General features: G+C 69.4%; 22 protein-coding genes. 9 read left to right on the top strand and 13 right to left on the bottom strand.

Annotation, left to right across the window (positions count from 1 at the left end; translation table 11 throughout):
- The first annotated feature begins 210 nt into the window (after positions 1-210).
- Genes G6N07_RS16780 through G6N07_RS16770 form a run of 3 tightly spaced genes read left to right on the top strand, consistent with a single transcriptional unit; the run spans position 211 to position 2,880 of the window.
- On the top strand, positions 211-1,119 hold the full coding sequence (locus tag G6N07_RS16780) for a PepSY-associated TM helix domain-containing protein (protein ID WP_085188212.1): 909 nt from the start codon (positions 211-213) through the stop codon (positions 1,117-1,119).
- Positions 1,116-1,658, top strand: a complete 543-nt coding sequence (locus G6N07_RS16775; protein WP_404822143.1) for a copper chaperone PCu(A)C — start codon at positions 1,116-1,118, stop codon at positions 1,656-1,658. The genes G6N07_RS16780 and G6N07_RS16775 overlap by 4 nt, the downstream gene beginning before the upstream one ends.
- The gene (locus G6N07_RS16770) at positions 1,651-2,880 is read left to right on the top strand and encodes a Dyp-type peroxidase (protein WP_235849551.1); all 1,230 of its coding nucleotides are present in this window, start codon (positions 1,651-1,653) and stop codon (positions 2,878-2,880) included. Before G6N07_RS16775 ends, G6N07_RS16770 begins: the two co-directional genes overlap by 8 nt.
- A gap of 317 nt (positions 2,881-3,197) precedes the next feature.
- Here the strand turns inward: G6N07_RS16770 and G6N07_RS16765 are convergent, their stop codons facing one another.
- The 4 genes from G6N07_RS16765 to G6N07_RS16750 all read right to left on the bottom strand — a co-directional run bounded on the left by G6N07_RS16765 (position 3,198) and on the right by G6N07_RS16750 (position 9,213).
- The gene (locus G6N07_RS16765; protein WP_085188216.1) at positions 3,198-3,464 is read right to left on the bottom strand and encodes a hypothetical protein; all 267 of its coding nucleotides are present in this window, start codon (positions 3,462-3,464) and stop codon (positions 3,198-3,200) included.
- Positions 3,454-7,848 (bottom strand): cation-translocating P-type ATPase, encoded by a 4,395-nt coding sequence (locus tag G6N07_RS16760; RefSeq protein WP_235849552.1) that lies wholly within the window; start codon positions 7,846-7,848, stop codon positions 3,454-3,456. The genes G6N07_RS16765 and G6N07_RS16760 overlap by 11 nt, the downstream gene beginning before the upstream one ends.
- Positions 7,845-8,264 (bottom strand): hypothetical protein, encoded by a 420-nt coding sequence (locus tag G6N07_RS16755; RefSeq protein ID WP_085188218.1) that lies wholly within the window; start codon positions 8,262-8,264, stop codon positions 7,845-7,847. The genes G6N07_RS16760 and G6N07_RS16755 overlap by 4 nt, the downstream gene beginning before the upstream one ends.
- Before the next feature lie 112 nt (positions 8,265-8,376).
- Positions 8,377-9,213: an RDD family protein gene (locus G6N07_RS16750; RefSeq protein WP_085188220.1), complete on the bottom strand. Its 837-nt coding sequence runs from the start codon at positions 9,211-9,213 to the stop codon at positions 8,377-8,379.
- A 26-nt stretch (positions 9,214-9,239) separates the two neighbouring features.
- On the opposite strand from G6N07_RS16750, the gene G6N07_RS16745 reads away from it, so the two are divergent.
- Positions 9,240-10,232 (top strand): stage II sporulation protein M, encoded by a 993-nt coding sequence (locus G6N07_RS16745; RefSeq protein WP_085188222.1) that lies wholly within the window; start codon positions 9,240-9,242, stop codon positions 10,230-10,232.
- Here G6N07_RS16745 and G6N07_RS16740 read toward each other — a convergent pair whose 3' ends face one another.
- From G6N07_RS16740 to G6N07_RS16720, 5 genes are read right to left on the bottom strand one after another with little or no spacing between them, the layout of a single operon-like run.
- Positions 10,233-11,552 carry a DUF58 domain-containing protein gene (locus G6N07_RS16740; protein WP_085188224.1) on the bottom strand — a complete coding sequence of 440 codons (1,320 nt, stop codon included), beginning with the start codon at positions 11,550-11,552 and terminating at the stop codon, positions 10,233-10,235.
- Positions 11,552-12,541 (bottom strand): AAA family ATPase, encoded by a 990-nt coding sequence (locus G6N07_RS16735; protein ID WP_085188225.1) that lies wholly within the window; start codon positions 12,539-12,541, stop codon positions 11,552-11,554. The genes G6N07_RS16740 and G6N07_RS16735 overlap by 1 nt, the downstream gene beginning before the upstream one ends.
- Positions 12,538-13,680, bottom strand: coding sequence for a DUF4350 domain-containing protein (locus G6N07_RS16730; RefSeq protein WP_179959999.1), 1,143 nt, complete (start codon positions 13,678-13,680; stop codon positions 12,538-12,540). The genes G6N07_RS16735 and G6N07_RS16730 overlap by 4 nt, the downstream gene beginning before the upstream one ends.
- On the bottom strand, positions 13,677-14,327 hold the full coding sequence (locus tag G6N07_RS16725) for a DUF4129 domain-containing protein (protein ID WP_085188229.1): 651 nt from the start codon (positions 14,325-14,327) through the stop codon (positions 13,677-13,679). The genes G6N07_RS16730 and G6N07_RS16725 overlap by 4 nt, the downstream gene beginning before the upstream one ends.
- Position 14,328: 1 nt before the next feature.
- Positions 14,329-15,519, bottom strand: a complete 1,191-nt coding sequence (locus G6N07_RS16720) for a DUF7847 domain-containing protein (protein WP_085188564.1) — start codon at positions 15,517-15,519, stop codon at positions 14,329-14,331.
- A gap of 93 nt (positions 15,520-15,612) precedes the next feature.
- Here G6N07_RS16720 and G6N07_RS16715 point away from each other — a divergent pair, with 93 nt between their 5' ends.
- Together G6N07_RS16715 and G6N07_RS16710 are read left to right on the top strand one after the other, a co-directional pair.
- On the top strand, positions 15,613-16,077 hold the full coding sequence (locus tag G6N07_RS16715) for a GatB/YqeY domain-containing protein (RefSeq protein WP_085188231.1): 465 nt from the start codon (positions 15,613-15,615) through the stop codon (positions 16,075-16,077).
- A gap of 79 nt (positions 16,078-16,156) precedes the next feature.
- On the top strand, positions 16,157-17,143 hold the full coding sequence (locus G6N07_RS16710) for an LLM class F420-dependent oxidoreductase (RefSeq protein ID WP_085188233.1): 987 nt from the start codon (positions 16,157-16,159) through the stop codon (positions 17,141-17,143).
- A gap of 4 nt (positions 17,144-17,147) precedes the next feature.
- On the opposite strand, the gene G6N07_RS16705 is transcribed toward G6N07_RS16710, so the two are convergent.
- Positions 17,148-17,360: a three-helix bundle dimerization domain-containing protein gene (locus tag G6N07_RS16705; RefSeq protein ID WP_085188235.1), complete on the bottom strand. Its 213-nt coding sequence runs from the start codon at positions 17,358-17,360 to the stop codon at positions 17,148-17,150.
- 145 nt (positions 17,361-17,505) lie between these two features.
- Between G6N07_RS16705 and G6N07_RS19770 the strand changes: the two genes are divergently transcribed.
- Positions 17,506-17,664 carry a hypothetical protein gene (locus tag G6N07_RS19770; RefSeq protein ID WP_165756747.1) on the top strand — a complete coding sequence of 53 codons (159 nt, stop codon included), beginning with the start codon at positions 17,506-17,508 and terminating at the stop codon, positions 17,662-17,664.
- An 8-nt stretch (positions 17,665-17,672) separates the two neighbouring features.
- Here G6N07_RS19770 and G6N07_RS16700 read toward each other — a convergent pair whose 3' ends face one another.
- Positions 17,673-18,326 (bottom strand): phosphodiesterase, encoded by a 654-nt coding sequence (locus tag G6N07_RS16700; RefSeq protein ID WP_085188237.1) that lies wholly within the window; start codon positions 18,324-18,326, stop codon positions 17,673-17,675.
- Positions 18,327-18,440: 114 nt separating this feature from the next.
- Here G6N07_RS16700 and G6N07_RS16695 point away from each other — a divergent pair, with 114 nt between their 5' ends.
- Positions 18,441-19,136: a HemK2/MTQ2 family protein methyltransferase gene (locus G6N07_RS16695; RefSeq protein WP_085188239.1), complete on the top strand. Its 696-nt coding sequence runs from the start codon at positions 18,441-18,443 to the stop codon at positions 19,134-19,136.
- Positions 19,133-19,381, top strand: a complete 249-nt coding sequence (locus tag G6N07_RS16690; RefSeq protein ID WP_085188241.1) for a CDGSH iron-sulfur domain-containing protein — start codon at positions 19,133-19,135, stop codon at positions 19,379-19,381. The genes G6N07_RS16695 and G6N07_RS16690 overlap by 4 nt, the downstream gene beginning before the upstream one ends.
- Here G6N07_RS16690 and G6N07_RS16685 read toward each other — a convergent pair.
- Both G6N07_RS16685 and G6N07_RS16680 read right to left on the bottom strand, forming a co-directional pair.
- Positions 19,361-20,380, bottom strand: a complete 1,020-nt coding sequence (locus G6N07_RS16685) for an iron-containing redox enzyme family protein (RefSeq protein WP_085188243.1) — start codon at positions 20,378-20,380, stop codon at positions 19,361-19,363. The two genes, G6N07_RS16690 and G6N07_RS16685, sit on opposite strands and share 21 nt — an antisense overlap.
- 59 nt (positions 20,381-20,439) lie before the next feature.
- On the bottom strand, positions 20,440-21,255 hold the full coding sequence (locus G6N07_RS16680; RefSeq protein ID WP_179959998.1) for an acyl-CoA thioesterase: 816 nt from the start codon (positions 21,253-21,255) through the stop codon (positions 20,440-20,442).
- Positions 21,256-21,264: the final 9 nt, after the last annotated feature.

The raw sequence follows: 21,264 nt of genomic DNA, 5'->3' as shown, positions 1-21,264 counted from the left end.
CGGACCGAAGCCCCCAGCGACACCAGCAGCAGCATGCCCGTCGGGATGGGGCGAAGCCCGGCTAGTTCCTTAGCGGCCCTCAACTCTTCTCCAATCGCACCAGGGAGGACCACATCCGCGGTGGTACCTCGCGCCAATCTCGGCGTCACCAAGATTCTGGCGTCATGCGCGCCGTTACGCCCCCTTTGATATCGAAAGAACTTGATTGCGATGAACGCGCCTGAAACTGCACGCAGACGCGGCAACGCGGCAGTGCTGCGCCGGGTTTGGCGAATGCACTTCTGGTTGGCGCTGATTGCCGCTCCCGCTCTGATCGTCCTGGCCTGTTCCCGGTTGGTCATCCTCTACAGCCAACCCCTAGACACCTGGCTCAACCGCGACCTGATGGTTGTCGACCAAGGACGCACGACGGTGTCGCTTGACAACCAGGTCGCCACCGCCCGTGCCCACGTCGGCGCCGAGGACACCCTCGACGCGGTGACCCCGCCCGCCGGCTCTGACCGCTCCACACGGGTCGACTTCCTCACCCCGCAAGCTGCGGCAGCAGAGACCGGTGAAACTGACCTCACTCAGGTCTTCATCGACCCCTACACCGGGCAGTACCTCGGCCAGCGCAGCCAGCTCTCCGGTCTCGTGGGGTGGGCCAACCAGCTGCACCGGATGTTCGGCAACGACGCACCGACACTGCACCTGCCCTCGCTGGGCCATCTCATCGACTCCGAGGCCCACCCGGTCGCGACGATCCCTGTGGGGATCGGGAACCTATGGATCGAACTGACCGCCGTGTGGCTCCTGGTGCTGCTGGCCACCGGCATCTATCTGTGGTGGCCGCGGGCCATCGAGGCGGCCAAGCCCCTGCTCAGACTGGGGTGGCGACCCGGGGGCCGGATCCGGTGGCGTGAGCTGCACGCCCTGACCGGTGTCATCGTCGCCGTGGTTCTGGTCTGCTACGTCCTGTCCGGGATGACCTGGTCACGCTACTGGGGCGAGAACTGGCGGGCGTTCTCCTCGACCGTCGCGCCGTCGACACAGATCGACGCGCCGTCCACACCGGCAAAGATGGGCGACTTCGACCGCCTGGGTCGGCGCAAAGCAGCACCCACAGCAGGAGTCAAATGATCATGTGGCACAACCGGATCACTTTCAAGACAGCCGCAGCTATCGGTGCGTGCGTTTTCGCGCTGGCGGGCTGCACGTCGCGGGACAGCGACGAATCGAGCGAGCCAATGGCTAGAGACGTAGCGATGACCAACCAGTGGGCCAGTGCGGCAGACTCAGGAATGACCGCTCTCTTCGGCAGTTTCACCAACAGCGGCCGACACGACGTGCGTATCGTCAGCGGCACCTCACCGATCGCCGGTCACGTCGAAGTGCACGAGGTCGTCCCCGACACCGCAGGCGGCAAGGCCATGCAACGGAAAGAAGGTGGCCTGGTCGTGCCTGCCGGTGGTTCGCGGGAGCTGATTCCCGGCGGGGACCATCTGATGCTGATGGACCTCAAACAGCCGCTGCAGCCGGGTGCTGACGTGGCGGTGACCGTGGTGTTCGAGGACGGCTCCACCCTCCCGGTGACCGCTCAGGTCCGTGACTTTGCTGGGGGCAATGAGAATTACAGCCCTGGCGGCGGAGGAAACGGAACGTCTCACCACCGTGGCTAGCGGGTCCGTACGCCCCGGCGGCGCCGTGAGCCGGCGGCATCTCCTGTCCGGAGGTGCCGCCGCGCTGGCCGCTACCACGGTCGCGGCAGGGCTGGCTGGATGCACGACCGGCGTGTCCGCCGGTACCGCGGACGGGTTCGGAACAGCTGTCGAACCCTTTCACGGCAGCCACCAGGCCGGAGTGGCCACCGCGCCGCAAGCACACGCCCTATTCATCGCCCTCGACCTCACAACTCCCGCCGGACGAAGCGCCCGAGACAGCCTCACCGCAGTCCTCCGGCTGTGGACCTCCGATGCGGAGAGGCTCACCCAAGGTCAGCCGGCCCTCGCCGACACCGAACCCGAACTCGCCCTCCGGCCCGCGCGGCTGACCGTCACCGTAGGCCTCGGGCCGGCCCTGTTCGACCGCATCGGGTTGTCAAAGCGGCGACCTCGAGGGGCCGCCGAGCTGCCGGCCTTCAGCACCGACCGCCTCGACCCCCGGTGGTGTGGCGGCGACCTGCTCCTGCACCTGTGCGCCGACGACCCCGTCGTCATCGCACACGCCAGCCGCGTGATGCTCAAGAACGTGCGAACGATGACCCGACAACGTTGGCGGCAGAACGGATTCCGCAACGCGCACGGCTCGAACCGCGCCGGTGGCAGCATGCGCAACCTCATGGGACAAGTCGACGGCACCGTCAACATGCACGACGACGCGGCCTTCGAGCGACACGTCTGGGACGACGGAACCGACCAACCCTGGTTCGCCGGCGGCACCATCCTCGTGCTCCGGAGAATCCGCGCCGACATGGACGCATGGGACGAACTCGACCGCGACGCCAAAGAACTCGTCGTCGGGCGGAAACTGGACAGCGGCGCACCCCTGACGGGGCAGAACGAAACAGACGAACCCGATTTCGACGCGAACGTCGCCGGCATCCCCGTCATCGCCCCCAACTCCCACATCGCCCTGGCGCGCCACCGCACCGACGACGAGCAGTTCCTGCGCCGGCCCTACAACTTCGACGACCCACCACCCGCCGGCCACACCACCGACAGCGGACTGCTCTTCGCCGCCTACCAGCGGAAGCCGGCCGACTCATTCGTTCCCGTTCAGCAGCGCCTCGCGGCCGGCGACGGCCTTAACCCCTGGATCAGTACGGTGGGTTCGGCCGTTTTCGCCATCCTGCCCGGCGTCCCGCCGGGCGGATATCTCGGCGACCCTCTGCTCGACCCCTGAGCTCCGGATGCGCGCTCGCCGCCGAAGTTAGACCAACGACATCTCCTTCATTGAGAGGTCGGCTTCGCAGGGGCTTGGCCGACCGGGATGGGGTACCTGGGCGGGGCGCCGTCCTGGATCACCGGCGCCTCTCGTCGGCCACCGCGGGGCCGTGAATCCTTCGGTCAGTTGGCGGACGGTGTCGTCACCAGCGCGAAGTGTCGACGACCGGGCATGGTGGATCCTTCTACGGGCGGGCGCCGCGCGCGGACGTTCCGACATTCCGCCGGTGATGTGTCATCACAGGAGTGTGAGGGTGACTCTAATCGCTCGCGCCCCTATGCGTCCTCGAGCGCTTCTCCGACTTCCTGAGCGACCCGGCTTTGTTCGTTCTGGAGCAGAGCGTGGCCGGTGGCCAGTGCCAGTGCCACTGGCCACTCGATGATCTCGACCGCGGCCATCGCCCCCAAGACGGCGTAGAAGGCCAGCTGTTCCGGCCGGGGAATGCGCACGCGGCCGAGGACAGGGATGTCGAGCGCCAACGTCTGCGCTTGACGTACCCGCCGCACCGCTTCTGCGTGCGTCGTCGCCTGATCACTCGGCATATAGGTCACCTCCGGTGTTGTCTTCGACGCGGTGGTCGGTCTTGCTTTGGGTGGGCAGCAATTTCAGGACCTGGGGAGCGACCGCGGCCGCCACAATGGCGACTGCCGCCGTGCCGAGTGCCTGTGTCCAGCCGACGGGTCCCAGTGGTGTGCAACCCAGGAGCTGACTGACCACCGGAATGCTGATCACCATGCCGAGCGTCGCCAGCGAGCCTAGCGCGGTGGTGACCACCAGCGGGCTGTGCGAGTCGATGAGCGTCTGTCCGAGCTGGGTGGACACCAAGGCGACCAGAGCAACCGTCGAGGCGCGGCGCGGCTGCATGACGAAACCGCTCATCAGCCATGCCGCGGTGGCCGCGGTGGCCGTGGTGGTGCCGCGAATGGCCACCGTCCGCCACAGTGCCGCCTGATCCGGGCCGTGCCCGCTGGCTTCGCCGGATCCGTTCGACGGGCTCACCGCCAGAGCGGCCGCCGGCAACGCGTCGGTCATCATGTTGACCAACAGCAGCTGCCGGGTGTTCAGCGGAGAACGACCGGTCAACGCAGTGCCCGCGATGGCGAACGCCACTTCTCCGGCATTTCCCCCGAGCAGTACCGAGACCGCCGCCTGAACACGGCGCCACAGTTGGCGTCCCTCATCGAGGGCATCGGCCAGCGCGCCGATCCGCCCGTCGAGCAGCATGACGTCAGCCGCGGTCCGAGCTGGATCACTTCCGTGGGAGGCCACGCCGATACCGACGGTCGCCGCGCGAATCGCTGCGGCGTCGTTGGCGCCGTCGCCCACCATGGCGCACACTTGACCCGTGCGTTCGAGCGTCTGCACGATCTGCACCTTGTGTTCCGGCGACATGCGCGCAAAAACGAGTCGGTCGCGGACCGCATTCTCCTGGGCCCGCCGCGGCAGCGCCTCCCATTCCGACCCGCTGATCACCTGGTCGGCGTTCACCGGCATTCCGAGTTCTTCGGCGATCGCCGTGGCGGTGACCGGGTGGTCACCGGTGATGAGTCGTACGCCCACCCGCCGTCGCCGCAGCGTGTCGAGCAGCTCGGCCGAGTCTTCGCGAGGGGTGTCGGACAGGCCCAACAAGCCGACGATCCTGAGCTGTCGGCCGCACAACCCCGCGAACGCGTCGGCGCCATCACTTGCCTGGCGCGCCTGCGCCGCCGAGACTTCGCGGCTGGCGACCGCGATGACTCGGAGGCCGTTCTCGGCCATCTCCTGCACCGTGCGCTGCACCTGCGGATCCGACTCCGCGGCGGCCGCCAGCACCACCTCGGGAGCGCCCTTCAGCGAGAGCACGCGGTCATCGATCGTCGCGGAGAACGGCCTACCGGACCGGAACGGCAGATGCACCGGATCCTGCAGTGGCCCAACTAGTTCAGCCGCGGACGCCACGACTGCCGCGTCCGTCGCGTGTTCGTGCCGCTCGCCGTTCTTCGGTGGGGTGGCGCGCGCGGCGCAGGTCAGCACCTCATCGCGGGTGTAACCGTCGACGGCGTGCACCTGCGACACTCGCAACCGGTTCTCGCTCAGTGTCCCTGTCTTGTCGAAGCACACCACGTCGACCCGTCCCAGCGCCTCGACGGAGCGGGGGGTGCGTACCAGCGCCCCGGCCCGGCTCAGCCGGCGTGCGGACGCCTGCTGCGCCAGCGTCGCCACGAGCGGCAGGCCTTCGGGGACTGCGGCCACCGCGACGGCGATGCCGCTGCCCACCGCCTGGTGAAGTGAGACTCCCCGAAGCAACCCAAGTCCACTGACCAAGCCGCCGCCCCCCAGGCTGAACGGCAGAGCGCGGTTGGTGAGTTCTCGCAACTGGGTCTGTAGGCCGACAGCGGAGCCCGGTGCGCCCGGCAGCTCGGCCGCCCGTCGCGCCTGCGTCTGGGCGCCGACAGTCGTCACCACAGCGCGGCCGGTGCCCGCGACGACGGTCGTGGTGGCGTAGAGCATGCACGCGCGCTCGGCGAGCGGCGCACCCGGTGTGGCCCCGACCTGCTTGGGCACCGGCAGCGATTCACCGGTCAGCGATGATTCGTCGACCTCGAGATCCACTGTGGAGATCAGGCGAGCGTCGGCCGGAACCACCTCTCCCGCGCGAACTTCGATCTCGTCGCCGAGCCGCAGCTGAGCCGCTTCCACAGTGCCGAAGCGGCCGTCGCTCACCCGGCGCGCCGGCGGGTCCTGTCTGGCCAGCAAGCGTCGTAACAGCCGTTCGGCCCGCACCTGCTGAGTCGCCGCCAGCACCGCGTTGCCGGTGAGGACCGAACCCACCAGCACCGCGTCGACCGGCGAACCCAGCAGTGCGCTGGCCGCCGAGCCGACCGCCAGCACCGGGGTCAACGGATCCGACAGCTCCTCACGCAGTGCGGTGGCCAACTCGCCTATGGTGTGGCGAACCGGCCCGCTGACTCGGCCGATGACCGCCGCCGACGTCCGCGCGGTCGCCGGCAGGCGCGCAGTCTCTCCGACCGCAGGCACGTCCGGTGTCGGTAGGAGCTTGCGCACCTGATCCGGCGACATCGAGTGCCATTCCTGCTCAGGGGCGGGTGCCGGTGTTTCGGCGCGGAGGACTCCGCGGGCCAACCTGAGTCCGGTCCACAGTCCGGCCGCCGCGCCCGCCGTCACCGGACCCGGCCCGCGGCCACGGACGCCCGGGATCATCAGCAATGCTCCGAGTGAGGAGGACGCGGTGGCCATGGCGACACCGCGCTCACTGGCCCGGCGGGCGGCCGGCAGTGCGTGTAGGAGTCGCCACACCCCTGAGAGATCGTCCGCCAGCAGATCGGCGTCCCATGCGGGCCGTCCGTCGAGGGCCGACACACCGATCGCGAGGTCGGCCGCCACGAGCGCCTCGGCGGCCTCGCTCGACACCACCGCCACCGTGCGGCCTTCGCGCTGCAGTGCGGCGACGGCGTCGGCAAGCGCGGCGTCGACCGATCCGTCGACGGGGTGGAGCTCGTCGAATGACGACCGCAGATCGTCGAGCTCGTCATCATCGACCGAGACCACATCGGCGTCTGCGCGTCGAAGCTCGCCGAGCACACTTGCGGCGAGGGGGTGATGTGCGGGCCGGACGAACACCTCGCCCTGCGACGCACCGCTGCCGTTGCTGCTGCCGATGGGGCTGTGGTGCCAGCCGGCGCCGAGCGTCCCCCGCTCGCATTGATCCTGGGCCCACTGCCAGACCGCGGTACGGTCCTGGTCGGCCACACCCCGCAGTCGGCTGACCCGTAGCTGCGCGGTCGCCAGCGCGCGCGGGTCGACCACGACCGCGTCGACGCGGTCGAGCATCCGCACGGCATCGCGGCGAAGAGGCAGGACGCCGTACCGATCGGCCAGGCCGCGGGACAGGGTGCTGCAGAAGCCCTCCCGCGCATTGCGGGCCGCCTTCGGCGCGGTGACCACAGCTGCCGTCGCGGCGAGGCTCAGGTCACCGGTCAGTAGTCCCACCGACGATGCCCCCAGTCCCTGCGTGACGCCGCTTCGCGCACTGTGGCGCTCCACCGGGCCGGCCGGGAGGGGACGGGGCCGTTGCGGGGCAGGCGTGGCGTCGGGACGGTCCGCGTGTGCGGCCAGCGCGTCGGCTCGCCGTTCCCACGCGTCAGCGGCGGAGACAGCCTCGCCGAGTTGCATCGCATGCCGGACGAATTCGACGGCGACCGTAGAAGGAGCCTGGGTGATCGCATACACCGTGGCGGACGCCATCGCGAGCGCGGTGTCCGCGGCGACCGGACCGAGTCTGCCTTCCACCATCGCGCGCAGCCGCGGTTGGTAGTCGACGAGGGTCACCGCGGCGGTCAAACCGGTGGGCAAGCTCGGCCACATCAGCGCGCGACCCGCGACCGCGGCACACAGTCCGATGCCGTTGGCTGCTGCCGCCATCGCCCGGCCGGCGAGCACCACGCCGTCGGCCGGCAGGTCGGTGGGTCGGGTTTCGCCGTCGGACGCCGGTTGCTGCCGTTCGACGGAATCGACCAGTGCACACAACTCGCGCAGTGTCGGTCCGTCGTCGTCGACGTGCACGATCACCCGTGCCAGGGGCACGTTCAGCCGGACCGATGTCACCCCCGGCGTCACATCCACTGCGTCGAGGACGGCCGCCCCTAGTTTGGGTCCCCGCTCGGTGTGCAGGCCACGAACCTCAATCCAGCAGTGGCCGTTCCCGCGCCAACAACGCCGGACGGCTTCACCGCCGATCAACTCTCTTGCGACCCCCAGCAGCGCGTTCGCATCGGGGGTCGGTAGGCGTTTGGCTTGCCGGACAGGCAACGTCGCGACGTTGACGCCGGCTTGCAGTCCGATCGCCGTTGCTGCGGTGGCGACCGCGATCGGCACGGTGACAGCGGTCGCAGCAGTGTCGGTGATCCGCCCCAAGAAGGACCTCACCTGCTGGTGGTGTGCCGCGACCGTGTCGTCTTGCGCGGCTGGGCAGCGGATTGGGCTGACGCGGAGCCGGTTGGCGCGGAGCCGGTTGGCGCGGAACGCAGAGGTGCAGGTGCCGATTCGCGATCTCCGTTTCCGTCCGATCGCTGACTGAGACGGTGCAGCACGAGCGCACCACCGCCGACAGTGAGCAGCAACGGCCATTCCACCAGGCCTACCGCCCCCACCGCACCCAACGTGAGTGCGGCGGCCGCCGAAGAGTGGCTGCCCTTCTCCAGACCATCTCGCAGCCCCGTGGCGGCGCCCTGAACGCCACCGATGACACCGTTGATTGCCGCGCCGCTGACCGCGCCGGCAGCCGCTGTGGTCACATCAGCAGTCCGCGAGATCACTCGGACCGCACCGTCGACGACATCCATGGCACTCCTCCAATCATTCACCGGCCGTTCACCCCTGAATAACTCGCTGTTATACACCCCGAAAGTGAACAGAACGTTGTCGCGCTTTGCCGCCCGGTGACGGCCACCGGGCTCAGCCCGGCGGGGTGAACCCCGGGTTCGGCGGTGGTGTGGCGGCCCCGTACGACGGTGCGGGCGCCGATGGGTACGCCGGGGGTGTGGGCGCCAGACGCGCCAACTCTCGCCGGTGCCGTTCGGCCAGCACGGCGGCCAGCACATACTGCGGAGGCGTTCCCGGTGGCGGTGGCGGAGAGGTCCGCGAGACCACTTCGCCGGCGATGCGGTAAGCCATGTCGTCACGCAGCCGGGGCTCCAGTTGGTGTGCGCGCGAGAGAAATTGGCGCGCGCGCTCGGCCTGTGCCCCGCCGAGGCCGGAAAGCTCCAGCGACGAGGCCCACCACGCGAGCGCAGGCGGCATCACCGGCGGTGGACTCATCCGCGGTGCCCGCTCGCTGATCACCACCGTGCCGGCGAAGACGTCGCCGATGCGCTTGCCCTTCGGTGACAGCAGGCTGCACACCGCGGCCGGCCCGCCCGCGAGCGTCCACAGTTCGATGACGCCGGCAAGCGCCCGGAACAGGGCCTGCCGGAACCTTTCAGGACCGCCGTCCTCGGACACCACGCGCAGGCCGAGCGCCATCTTCCCCAGCGTCCGGCCCCGCGTCGCGGTCTCGAACACCAGCGGGTAGCCGACCAGTGTGAGCACCGTGAAGACGATCAGCACCGCAGCCGACAGCGCCGTGTCGAAGTCGCTCAGGGTGGCCGCCCACAGGACCACTCCCAGCACATACCCGACGAACACGACCAGGATGTCGATCATCGCCGACAGCGCCCGGATCGGCAGTTGGGCGATTTGCACGTCGAGCACCACCGCGTCACCGGTCACCACCGGTTCGGGCTGGGAGACCATACGGTCACGCTACTAGGCTGACCGACGTGGATGTGGACGCGTTCGTGCAGGCCCACCGCCCCGCGTGGGACCGGCTCGACGAGCTCGTCAAGCGGCGCCGACGGCTGACCGGCGCCGAGGTCGACGAGCTGGTGGACCTGTACCAGCGGGTGTCGACGCACCTGTCGATGGTGCGCTCGGCGTCGACGGATTCGGTTCTGGTGGGCCGGCTCTCGGGGCTGGTGGCGCGCGCCCGCGCGGCGGTCACCGGTGCCCACGCCCCGCTGTGGCGCGAGTTCCTGCGCTTCTGGACCGTCTCGTTCCCGGTCGTCGCCTACCGCTCCTGGCGCTGGTGGCTCGGATCGGCCGCCGCCTTCTTCCTCGTCGCCGCGCTGATCGGGTTGTGGGTCGCGGGTAACCCCGAGGTGCAGTCGGCCGTCGGCACCCCCAGCGACATCGACCAGCTGGTCAACAACGACTTCGCCTCGTACTACAGCGAGAATCCCGCGGGCTCGTTCGCACTGCGGGTGTGGGTCAACAATGCGTGGGTTGCCGCGCAGTGCATCGGTTTCGCCATTCTCCTCGGACTGCCGATCCCGTACGTCCTGTTTCAGAATGCGGCCAACCTCGGGCTGACCGGCGGATTGATGTTCGACGCCGGCAAGGGCGACATCTTCCTGGGGCTGCTGACCCCGCACGGGTTGCTCGAGCTGACCGCGGTGTTCCTCGCTGCGGCGGCCGGGATGCGGTTGGGCTGGATGGTCATCGCCCCGGGACACCGTCCGCGGGGCCAAGTGCTCGCCGAACAGGGCCGGGCCGTGGTCGCGGTGGCCGCCGGCCTGGTGGTGGTGCTGCTGCTGTCCGGCCTGATCGAAGCGCTGGTCACCCCGTCGCCGCTGCCAACGTTCGCCCGGATCGCGATCGGTGTCGTGGCCGAGGTCGCGTTCCTGGCCTACGTCGTACACTTCGGCCGCAAGGCGGTTCGGGCCGGCGAATCCGGCGACATCGAAGACGCGCCCGACGTGGTGCCCACCGGCTGATCACATGTGGCCCGCGGCCTTCATCTGCAGATACCGGTCGGCGAGCGCGGGTGCGAGTTCCTCGGGTGGGGCATCCACGACGTCCACGCCCGCCTGCCGCAGCATGCCGGCGACGCGGTTGCGGTCGTTGCGCGACCGTTCCGCGGCGGCCGCGTCGTATACGGCGGCGGCGTCGTCGCGGCCCGCGGCGAGCAGGTCAACCCGGGGATCGGCGACCGCCGCGATCAGGACGTGGTGGCGCGCGGCGAGCTGGGGCAGCACCTCCATCAGACCCTCCTCGAGGGCCGATGCGTTGAGATCGGTGAGCAGCACCACCAGCGCGCGGCGGCGCACGCGGCGCAGGATCGCCGACGCCATCGCGACCGGGTCGGATTCGACCAGTGCCGGCTGCAGCGGCGCCATCACGGTGACCAACTGGGCCAGCAACTCGGTGCGCGACGCGTTGAACACCCCGGCACGGGTGACGCGGTCGTGGGCGAGGAAGTCGACACGGTCGCCTGCGCGCGCGGCGAGCGCCGCCAGTAGCAGCGCAGCGTCCATCGACCAGTCCAGGCGGGGCCAGCCGCCCGGGCCGGCCGCCGGGTCGACGCCGACGCGCCCGGCCGAGGTCCGGCCCGTGTCGAGCACGATGACGATGCGCTGATCGCGTTCCGGACGCCAAGTGCGCACGACGACGTCGGCGCGCCGGGCCGTCGCCCGCCAGTCGATCGAGCGGACATCGTCGCCGACGACGTATTCGCGCAGCGAGTCGAATTCGGTGCCCTGCCCGCGGATCAACGCGGGCGTCGACCCGTCGAGTTCCCGCAGCCGGGCGAGCCGTGAGGGTAAGTGCTTGCGGGACAGGAACGGAGGCAACACCCGGATTCGACCTGTCACCCGGTGCGACGCCTGCCTGCCGGCCAGGCCGAGCGGACCGATCGAGCGGGCGGTCACCAGCGCCGACTGCAGGTCGCCACGGCGGGCCGGACGCAATGCGGTACGCACGGTCACCCGTCGGCCCGCAGGCACGTCGATGTCATGGGTGCGCGGCCAGGCGTGCGCACTCGGCGGCCAGGCGTCGCGCAGATGGCCGCGCAACCGCCGCCCGCCCGGGTTGTGCACGTCGAGCACCGAGTCGACCGACTGACCCAGCCGGGCGGCGGTGTCCCCGGACCGGGTCACCTCCAACCGGCGGGGACTCGCGGCCAGCGCGGTGTCCACCACGATCGCGAGGAGGAGCGCACCGGACAGCGCCACGAAAGCGACTCCGGGAGCGGGCGCCACGGCGATGGGCAGCACGCACAGCAACGCGGCCAGTGCAGCACGTCCGGTGAGGACCACTATCGCGGGACCGGCACGGCCGCGAGGATGCCGTCGAGCACCAGGTCCGGGCTGGCCCCCTCAAGCTCGGCTTCCGGACGCAACGCGATGCGGTGGCGCAGCGTGGGCCGGGCCATCGCCTTGACGTCGTCAGGGGTGACGTAGGTGCGTCCGGACAGCCACGCCCACGACCTGGCCGTGGCCAGCAGCGCGGTGGCACCGCGGGGCGAGACACCCAGCTGCAGCGACGGTGACTGCCGGGTGGCGCCGGCGATGTCGACGATGTACCCGAGCACCTCGTCGGCCACCAGGACCTGACGAACCGCCGCCCGACCGGCCGCCAATTCGGCAGGGCCCGCGACCGGGCGCACGGCCGATAGGTCCCGGGGATCGAACCCGCGGGCATGGCGGTCGAGGATCGCAACCTCCTGATCGCGCGGCGGAAGCGGCACGTTGAGCTTGAGCAGGAAGCGGTCCAGCTGGGCCTCGGGAAGCTGGTAGGTGCCCTCGTACTCGATCGGGTTCTGGGTGGCGGCAACGATGAACGGGTTGGGGAGCGGGCGCGCTTCACCCTCGACGCTGACCTGCCGCTCCTCCATCGCCTCGAGCAGCGCCGCCTGCGTCTTCGGGGGTGTGCGGTTGATCTCGTCGGCCAGCAGCAGGTTGGTGAAGACCGGTCCGGCACGGAACTCGAATTCCGCGGTGCGCGCGTCGTAGACCAGCGAACCGGTCACGTCACCCGGCATCAGGTCCGGGGTGAACTGCACGCGCTTGAACTCCAGCTGCAGCGCCGCGGCCAACGTGCGGACGAGCAGCGTCTTCGCCACGCCCGGAACGCCTTCGAGCAGCACGTGGCCGCGGCAGAGCAGCGCGATGACCAGCCCGCTGACCACGGCGTCCTGGCCGACGACGGCCTTGCCGATCTCCTGCCGCAGCGCCAGCAGCGCCTGGCGCGCCGAATCGGCTGCCGTGTCGCCTGTTTGGGTGGTGTGCGCTGATGGCTGTGTCACGAGTGGGTGACCTGCCTTTCGATGTCGTCGAGTTGGTGGGCGAGGGTCAGCAGATCGGCGTCGGTCGCCGGGGCGGGGCCGTACAGCACGTAGGCGACGACCTGGGGATCGCCGCCCGCCCGCTGTGCGACGGCCTGGACGACCGCCGGTGGCTGCGTGTTGGCGGGCAGGCCGAGCCGGGGCAGCAGACGGTTGCGGGTGCCGGTGCGCAGTGCATCGGCGGCGCGGTCGCGGGCGCGCCGGGAGCGGTACAGCCGGCCGCGGCCCTCGACCGTCTCCGACGCCCGGATGACAACCGGAAGCTGTTCGGCGACAAGCGGCCCCAATCGTCTTCCCTGCCAGATCGCGAGGAGGACCACCGCCAGCGACAGCTGCAGGACGATCCAGCTGACCTGGTGGGGAACGAGGTCGGACAGGGTTGCGGTTCCGGCGGCACCCTCCCGCTCCCGTGGGGTGAACCAGATGACCCGTGGCGCACTGCCGACAAGGTTCATCGCCAGCGCAGCGTTGCCCTGTTCGAGCAGTCCGTCGTTCGTCATGAAACCAGAGGTGCCCACCACGGTGATCGTGCGCCCCGCGCCGCTGTAACGGACCAGCGCGCCGTCGTAGCACCGGGTCAGTGCCAGCCCCTGCTCGGTCGCCCGGTAGCTCTCGGCCAGCCCGAGCTGAGCGTCGCCTGCCCGGTTGGCCTCGCGCAGATCGCAATCCGGCCCGGGCGCGAACGAACTGACCCCGTCCGAGCGCAGGTCCGGCGCGAGCGCTTCCCGCACCCGCGACGCCGGTTCGATCAGCAGCCGGTCACCCGGCAGGTCGGCCAGTCGGCGCAACTGTTCGTCGTCGGTCAGGGCGAACGTCTCGGCGAAGACGATCAGCGTGTCGTCGCGTGCCGCTCCTTCGACGTCGGCGACGCTGCGGGCTTCCACCACCTCGACGCCTCGGTCCCGCAGCAGCGTGACCAGTGCGCGGGCCCCGCCGGGCGAGGTCGACTGCGGATCCATCGGCGCGCCCGGCCGTGAGGCGGTCAGCAAGGTGCCGACCGTGGCCACCGCGACGATGGCGATGAGCGCGAGTATCACCCAGCGTCCGGTGCGCCAGCGTTGTCCTACAGTGGGGCCGACCGCGGTGGCAGGAGGGGTCATCGGACCTCTGCCCAGTCGGTTCCGGCCGGCGGCGCGGCGGAGGTGTGGCCGGCCGTGGTGGCCGCCTCGCGGATGTGGTCGTCGAGGGCGGCCACCGAGCGGTACGCGGCTTCGGACCCTGGCCGGTCACCGTAGGTGACGTCGTTGAACGCCGTTGCGGCAGCGCGTAACGCGCCTGAAAGGTGCGGCAGCGCGAGGCCGGCGTCGTTCGCCAACTCGGTGGCGGTGCGACCGGGAACCGCTGCGAGAACGCCGGACTCCTCGAGTTGCCGGGCGACCGCCCGCAACCGGTGGCGGATCGCCAGCGCCCACTGTCCGGCCGCGGCATGCTGTTCGGCGGTCACCCGGTGTTCGGCGGCACACAACTCGTGCCCGCCGTATAGCGAGTGATTGCCCCGGTCGGTACGCATGGTGCTGCGTGCCACGCGGACCGCGACGACCACCGCGACGGTGAGGAGCAGGCCGAGCACGCTGATCGTCAGCCAGCCTCCGGGCACACCGGCCCCGCCCGCAGCGATGCGGTAGATCAGGTCGTTGACCAATTCGGAGAGCCGATCAGTCAGCGACGTCCTCGGGTAGATCGGCTTGTCGAGCTCCTGCTGGGCGGCCTCGCGCGCGGCATCCCGATCGATGTCTACGGTCGGCACGTCAGGGGCGGCGGATCAGCCACAGGTGGTCGGTGGAATCGGCCGGAACGCCGGGCCCCTCCGCCGCACCGGTGTGCAAGACCAGATCGAACGCCTCCGCCCGGATCCTGCGGTCCGTGTAGAGCAGGACGACGACTCCGGCGCTGAACGGGGAGGTGATAATCTGGCCGATCGCCGCGCCGACCGCGGTCAGAACGAGGCCCGCCAGGACTCCGCCGTCGGACCCGGACCCCGCGATCAGTTGCCCACCGAAGGTGAACGGGACCCCGACGGCGCCTGCGATGACGAACGCCACGAGCGCGGCCAAAATCCAGATGCCGAGCACCCGCCAGAAGTCCTTCTTCACCAGCGCGAAGGAGCGTCCCGCCGCTTCGACGATGCCGAGACGCTCCAGGACGATCAGGGCGGGTGTGAACACCAGCGAGGTGGCGACGTACACGATCAGCAGCAATGCGGCGATGACCAGCGGAGCGCCGACGAGGAACGCGGCGACGCCACCGCCGACGGACTCGGCCCCGATGACCACCACCACGACCACCACGATAAGCAGCAGGATGGCGACGGCCTCCAGGACGGTGAAGCTGAGGAGCGCGAGCAACCTTCCCTTCACCCGCTGCCACGCCTCACCGATGCTGATGTCGGCTCCGAACACCGCGCGTCCCACGATGACGGTCAGCATCCCGCTGAGGACCACCGATGCCAGGGCGGTGGTGACCGACCCCGCCAGCGAGGATCCGGACTGCGCGACGAGGTCGGCGGCGGTGGGCGCATCTCCGCTCAGGGTGGGGTCGATATCGCCGGTGGCGATCAACGGGACCAGGATCTGCAGGACGAGTGATATGAGCTGGGCGGCGACGACCACGACGGCGGTCAGGCCGAGGGTGGCCTTCGGATTTCGCCGGATGTAGTTGACCGCCCCGTTGAAGATATCGGACAACCCGAGCGGGCGTAACGGGATGACGCCGGGCTTGAGCACCCCGGGCGGTGCGTACCCCGGCAGGGGGTAGCCCTGCTGATACCCGGGCGGGGGGTAACCCTGCTGATACCCGGGCGGCGGGTAACCCCGGTGGTGCGCGGGCGGTGGATAGCCCTGCGGTGCAAACGGCGACGAAGCGTAACCGGGTGGACCAGGTCTTGGCGGCGGCGGGTCGACCTGGCCGGGCCCACCGGCGTCATTGCTCATGGGCACCATCCTGTCGATCACCAAGCCGATTGACAATGTGGCACGCGTGTTTGCGGTCGTGACGGGCCTGGCCGCCGGTGGCACCGGCGTAGTTTCGTTGGCATGGCGGAACTCAAAGCGCGGTTGCGCGCAGATCTCACCACCGCGATGAGATCACAGGACAAGCTGCGCACGGCCACGCTGCGGATGCTGCTGGCAGCAATCCAGACCGAGGAGGTCTCCGGTAAGGAGGCGCGGGAGCTTACCGACGACGACGTGGTGAAGGTTCTCACGAGGGAGTCACGCAAGCGCGGTGAGGCCGCCGAGGTCTACACCCAGAACGGTCGTGGTGAGCTGGCCGCCAACGAGCACGCCGAAGCCCGCATCATCGAGGAGTATCTGCCGACCCCACTCACGGAAGCCGAACTCGCCGCCGTCGTCGACACCGCGATGGCTCAGGTCGCCGAACAACTCGGTGAGCGCCCGACGATGAAGCAGATGGGCCAGGTCATGAAGGCAGCAGCCGCGATCGCCGGGGGTAAGGCCGACGGTTCGCGACTGTCCACTGCCGTCAAGGCGCGCTTGTAGTCCGCGTGTAAAGCGCAGCAGCCCTGGGTTTTCCGTCACCGTCGTTTGCACCTGTACGGCACGGGTTACCCGGGACGCCATGACGCGCTTCGGCTACACCCTGATGACCGAGCAGAGCGGGCCCAAGGATCTCGTCCGTTACGCTGCCGCCGCGGAGAGCGCCGGATTCGACTTCGAAGTGTCCAGCGACCACTACTCACCGTGGCTCGCGGCGCAGGGTCATGCGCCGAACGCCTGGACCACCCTGGGCGCCGTCGCGCACGCCACCGAACGCGTCGAACTGTTCACGTACGTCACCTGCCCGACGATGCGCTACCACCCTGCGATCGTCGCACAGCAGGCGGCGACACTGCAGATCCTCGCCGACGGCCGCTTCACCCTCGGCCTGGGCACCGGTGAGAACCTCAACGAACACGTCGTCGGCAAGGGGTGGCCGACGATCGCCCGGCGGCAGGACATGCTGCGCGAGGCGATCCAGATCATCCGCGAACTGTTCACCGGTGAGGTGGTCGACTGGCGCGGCGAGTACTTCCAGATCGACTCCGCCCGGCTGTGGGATCTACCCGAGACGCCGGTCGCGATCGCCGCAGCCGTATCCGGCGAGCGGTCGGTCGAGGCGTTCGCCCAACTCGCCGACCACCTCATCGCCGTCCAACCCAACAGGGAGCTCGTCGACGCATGGCACGACGCGCGGCGTGCGACCGGTCTGCCCGGGGACGTGCGGGTGATCGGCCAGATCCCGATCTGCTGGGATCCCCACCGGGACGCGGCCGTCGCGCGGGCCCACGAGCAGTTCCGGTGGTTCGCCGGCGGATGGGCCGTCAACGCCGACCTCCCGACCACAGCCGGGTTCGCGGGCGCGACCCAGTTCGTGCGCCCGGAGGACACCGCGGAGTCGATTCCGTGCGGCCCGGACCTCGACGCGATCGTCAAGTCCGTCAGCTCGTACTGGAAGGCGGGGTTCACCGACATCGCGTTGGTGCAGGTGGGCGACGAAGGCCAGGATCGTTTCCTGCAGGAGGCGGCCGGTCCGCTACTGGAAAAGCTGCGCTCCGCGGCGGCCTGACGGGTCAGCTGTAGGCGAGGTCGGACGAGCGGTCGAGCCTCAACTCGTCGCCGACCCGGCGTTCGACGAGGAGCGGGACGAAATCGCGGATGAGGCTGTCGGTGAAGTTTGCGTAGGCCTCTTCGACGGCGATCATGATGCGGCCCTCCGGTACGTCGGAGAACTTCGCGACGAGCCTGTTCTTGACTTCGTCGATCAGCTCGCGCTCACTCTTCATTGACACGCTCGAATTCTGGGATGTGCCGAACCTCCGGGTCAAGGTCGGCTGCGTCACAGGGCTCGGCACTCGTCAACGACTGCATGGCTATTGGTTGAGCCAAGCGGTCGAGGGGTAGTCCCGCCGTGACGAGAGGAGAGCACCCGTGCCCCGTGGCGAAGGCATCTACGACGAGCAACACGCTTCCGAACCCAAGGGCGGCCGGCCTGGCCCGTCGGATCAGGGCGGCGAGGGCCCGATGGCCTCGCGTGAGGTGGCGCCGGAGGTCACCACCGCCGATGACACCGAGGAGTCACCGGACTAAGCTAAGTATCACTGCGCGCCGCGGCCTTCCCGGCTGCGGCGGTAGGCCGCGCGCCGGAAGTCGGTCAGCCATCCCGGTGCCAGCGAAACCCCGGGCGCGGTGTTGAGCGTCGGATCGAACGACATGTCCTTGTCGGGTGGAATCACCTCCGACAGGGTCAATCGGGCGATGGGGGCGAATTGGCCTGTGCCAGCGGCTTGATCGATGCTGAATTGCAGGTCACCGCGCGCCAGCTGGTCGGTGACGGTGTCGAGGGACAGTCCCGGGCGGTCGAGTTTGGTGGCCAGGTGCGCGCGGACCCACCACACGCCGCCCTCATACCGCAACGGCATCAGGCTCGAGTAGCTGGTGTCATCCCAGGATGCGGTGGGCAGCAACAGGAACCGGTTGAGCACGGTGGTGGCCAGCAGGACGTCCCACGGGTGTGAGTCCTTGGTCATTCGCCACGCCAGGCCGGCGATATCTGGGACCGAACCCGGTAGCCCTACCGCCTTGGATACCCTGCCGACCACACGGCCCGATTCGATGGGGAGACCCTGACCGGGCGAGGCGACCCGCTCGATGTGGCCGCGGGCGAACACCCCGGCCGGATGGAACAGCCTGCGTCGGCGCGCCGCGGCGCCGACCTCGACCGGTAGCGCGAGGAGATCTGAGACGTTCACGCCCGACCGGGTGCCCGCCCCGGCGCCAGGGCAAACGGGGTGCGCGCGGTTTAACAACCGCGATTCAGGGCATTAATCACCGCAGTTATGACCGATTTGCGTCGAGAGGCTGATGTGACGACTGCATACACCGACGAGCGCGACACCGTGGTCGCCGCGGACGGCGTGTACGCCCCCCAGCAAGATTCGCAACTGCTGATCGACATCATGGAGAAGACCGGTCTCGCGGTCGGTCGCCGTGCCGTCGACTTGTGCACGGGCAGCGGAGTGGTGGCGGTCAACGCCGCGCTGCAGGGCGCCTCGTCGGTCACCGCATTCGACGTCTGCCCCCGCGCGGTGCGCTGCGCGCGCGGCAATGCGCTTGCCGCCGGCGTCGACATCGACGTCCATCTGGGATCCTGGTCGCGGGCAATGGAGTTCACCCCGTTCGACCTCGTGACCTGCAACCCGCCGTACGTGCCGCATGGCCCAGAAGCAGACCGGGAGCCGGTGCCGTCCAGCGTCGGTCCGGCCCGCGCGTGGGACGCCGGCTACGACGGGCGCATGATCCTCGACCCACTGTGCAAGGCGGTGCCCGACCTCCTCGCTCCCGGCGGGAGCTTGCTGCTCGTGCAGTCGGAGTTCGCCGATCCGCGCGCCACCCTGGCGGCGCTGTCGAGCGTCGGGCTGGACGCGGAAGTCGTGGCTTGGCAATGGATTCCGTTTGGCCCGGTGTTGACCTCGCGCGCCGACTGGCTCGAGGACACAGGGCGGCTGGACCGGGGCCGGCGCGAGGAAGAGCTGCTGGTCATCCGCGCGGACAAGCCATGACCGAACCACGCACCGTCCGGTTGGTGCAGGGGGGCCCCATCATGATCGAGGGCCCGGTCCGTATCGAGATGCCCGACGGCAACGTCGTGGAGTCCGACCGGTTCATGGTCGCGGTTTGCGTGTGCAAGCGCAGCAGGACCTACCCGCTCTGCGACACCAGCCATCGTCGGCGCCGCCGTGGCGCCGACGACTCGGACGCCGACTCGTCGGCTCCTTGCGATGCCTCAGGACAGCGGTCGGCGTAGCGAGGTCCGGCCCGCAGTCCAGCACGCCATGAGGTGGTCGGCCAGGTGACCCTCGAGCAGTGCGTGCGCCCGGATCCCGAACACCACGTCAGCGTCCAATTGCGGTTCACGGGCCACCAGGTCGCCGACCACATCGGTTCGCACGACCTGCTCGTGCACCGCATCTGCCTCGACGTGCTCGCGGTAGAAGGCCGCACAGGTATCCGGTGCGTTCATTCGCTCCAGCGCCTCGACCAGCCGGCGAGATCCCGGTGACGAGGTGATCTCCGTGGAGGCGAAATGCCCGACCACCGCTCCTCGCAGAGCGCGATGCAGTCCGAACATCGACATCAGGTTCACCGCGGCCAGCGCTTCGGCGGGCACGTCGTTGATGTAGCCGAGGTAGCTCGCGTCGAGGTCGGCGGCCACCATCAGGTCGGAGAACAACTGCTGATGCAATTGCGGTCCCCGCCCGCCCCCGAACTCGTCGAATTCCACCGCGACGAACGACGCCTTGGCCTGACCGGTCAGGCGGGGGATGGCGAAGGCGTGCGGATCCCCTTCCTTGAGGTGGTAGAGCGAGCGGTGCACGAAGTACTCACGCATCTCGCCCCAGGTGCCCTTGTCGCGCAGGTAGTACGACGGTCCCTCACCGTCCACCGGTTCGACGGCGAGGGTGGCCATCTCCTCCGCAGCGGTCTCCTCGGGGCCGATCTCCCCGACGTCGCGGCGCACGGCGGCGAGGAACGTCTGCTCCATCTGGCCGCGCAGGTGTAGCAGGCCCGGGTTCCACTCCCAGTGCGGGTCGACCCCTGCGAACCCGCGGTAGTGCAGTTCGTAACAGACGTAGAGCGCAAGCTGCAGATCAAGCCCGTACGGGTCGGAATCGCCGAGCGACGCTTCGATGCGGGACAGGTGGTTGCGGGGGGCGCGCTCGGTCAGGGCGTTCACCACGGCCAGCGAAAGGGGGCCGCGGGCGTCGGGCAGCATCGGTTCGACCAGGATCGGCGCGTAACTCACACCGACGGCGTACCCGCTACTTGGGTGTTCCAATCGTCACGGCAGACCGAAGTGCTCGGTCAGCAGCGCCAGAGCGATTCCTGCGTGGTGCTGGCGATCAGCCGGCCGTCTTCGTCGTACAGCGAACCGATGGCGAGGCCGCGGGCGTCGCTGTTGTTCACGCCGGTCACCTCGTAGCGGTGCCAGCGGTGCGGATCGAATGGCCGATGTAACCACAGTGAATGGTCCAGCGAAGCAGCCATTCCGGCACCGGGTGCGTCGGGTGCGCCGGCCGGGCGGGCGGCGAGCACCGGCCCGAGGTCGGACAGGTAGGTCAGCATGCATGCGCGAATCAACGGATCGTCTTCGACGACCTCGCGGCTACGGATCCAGAACGGTGGGATGGCGAAGGGGGAGGTGTCGCGCGGATCGGTGCGGAGCTCGAAGCGGTCCACCGATTCGAGCTTGAGCGACTTGGGCACCGCGTCGTCCAACGCCAGGGTCGCAGGTCGCTGAGGATGCCAGTCGGCGCTTTCCTCGGGACGGTGGAACGACGCGATCATCTCGAGGATGACCTTGTCGTCCTGGATCGCCGTGACGCGGCGGGTGTCGAACGAGCGGCCGTCGCGGGTGCGCTCGACCTGCAGTTCGACGTCGATCCCATACTTGCCGCCGCGGACGAAGTAGGCGTGCAGCGACTGCGCCCGCTTATCGGGATCCACCGTCGCGCCCGCGGCGCCCAGCGCCTGCGCGGCGACCAGACCGCCGAACAGACGGTGCTCCGGACCACTGGTGACCTGGGGTGCGATAAAAATGTCACCGTCGCGTTGGAACTCGAGCAAACGCGCGATCCAGCTCGCGTCGTGCGGCCGGGAGGTCTCTCGAAGGGCGGTCATCACCGGCAG

Origin of the sequence: Mycolicibacterium doricum, from assembly GCF_010728155.1 — a bacterium.
GTDB lineage: Bacteria > Actinomycetota > Actinomycetes > Mycobacteriales > Mycobacteriaceae > Mycobacterium > Mycobacterium doricum.
The sequence above is the reverse complement of the archived record's forward strand: the minus strand, read 5'-3'. Positions and strand labels throughout refer to the sequence as shown.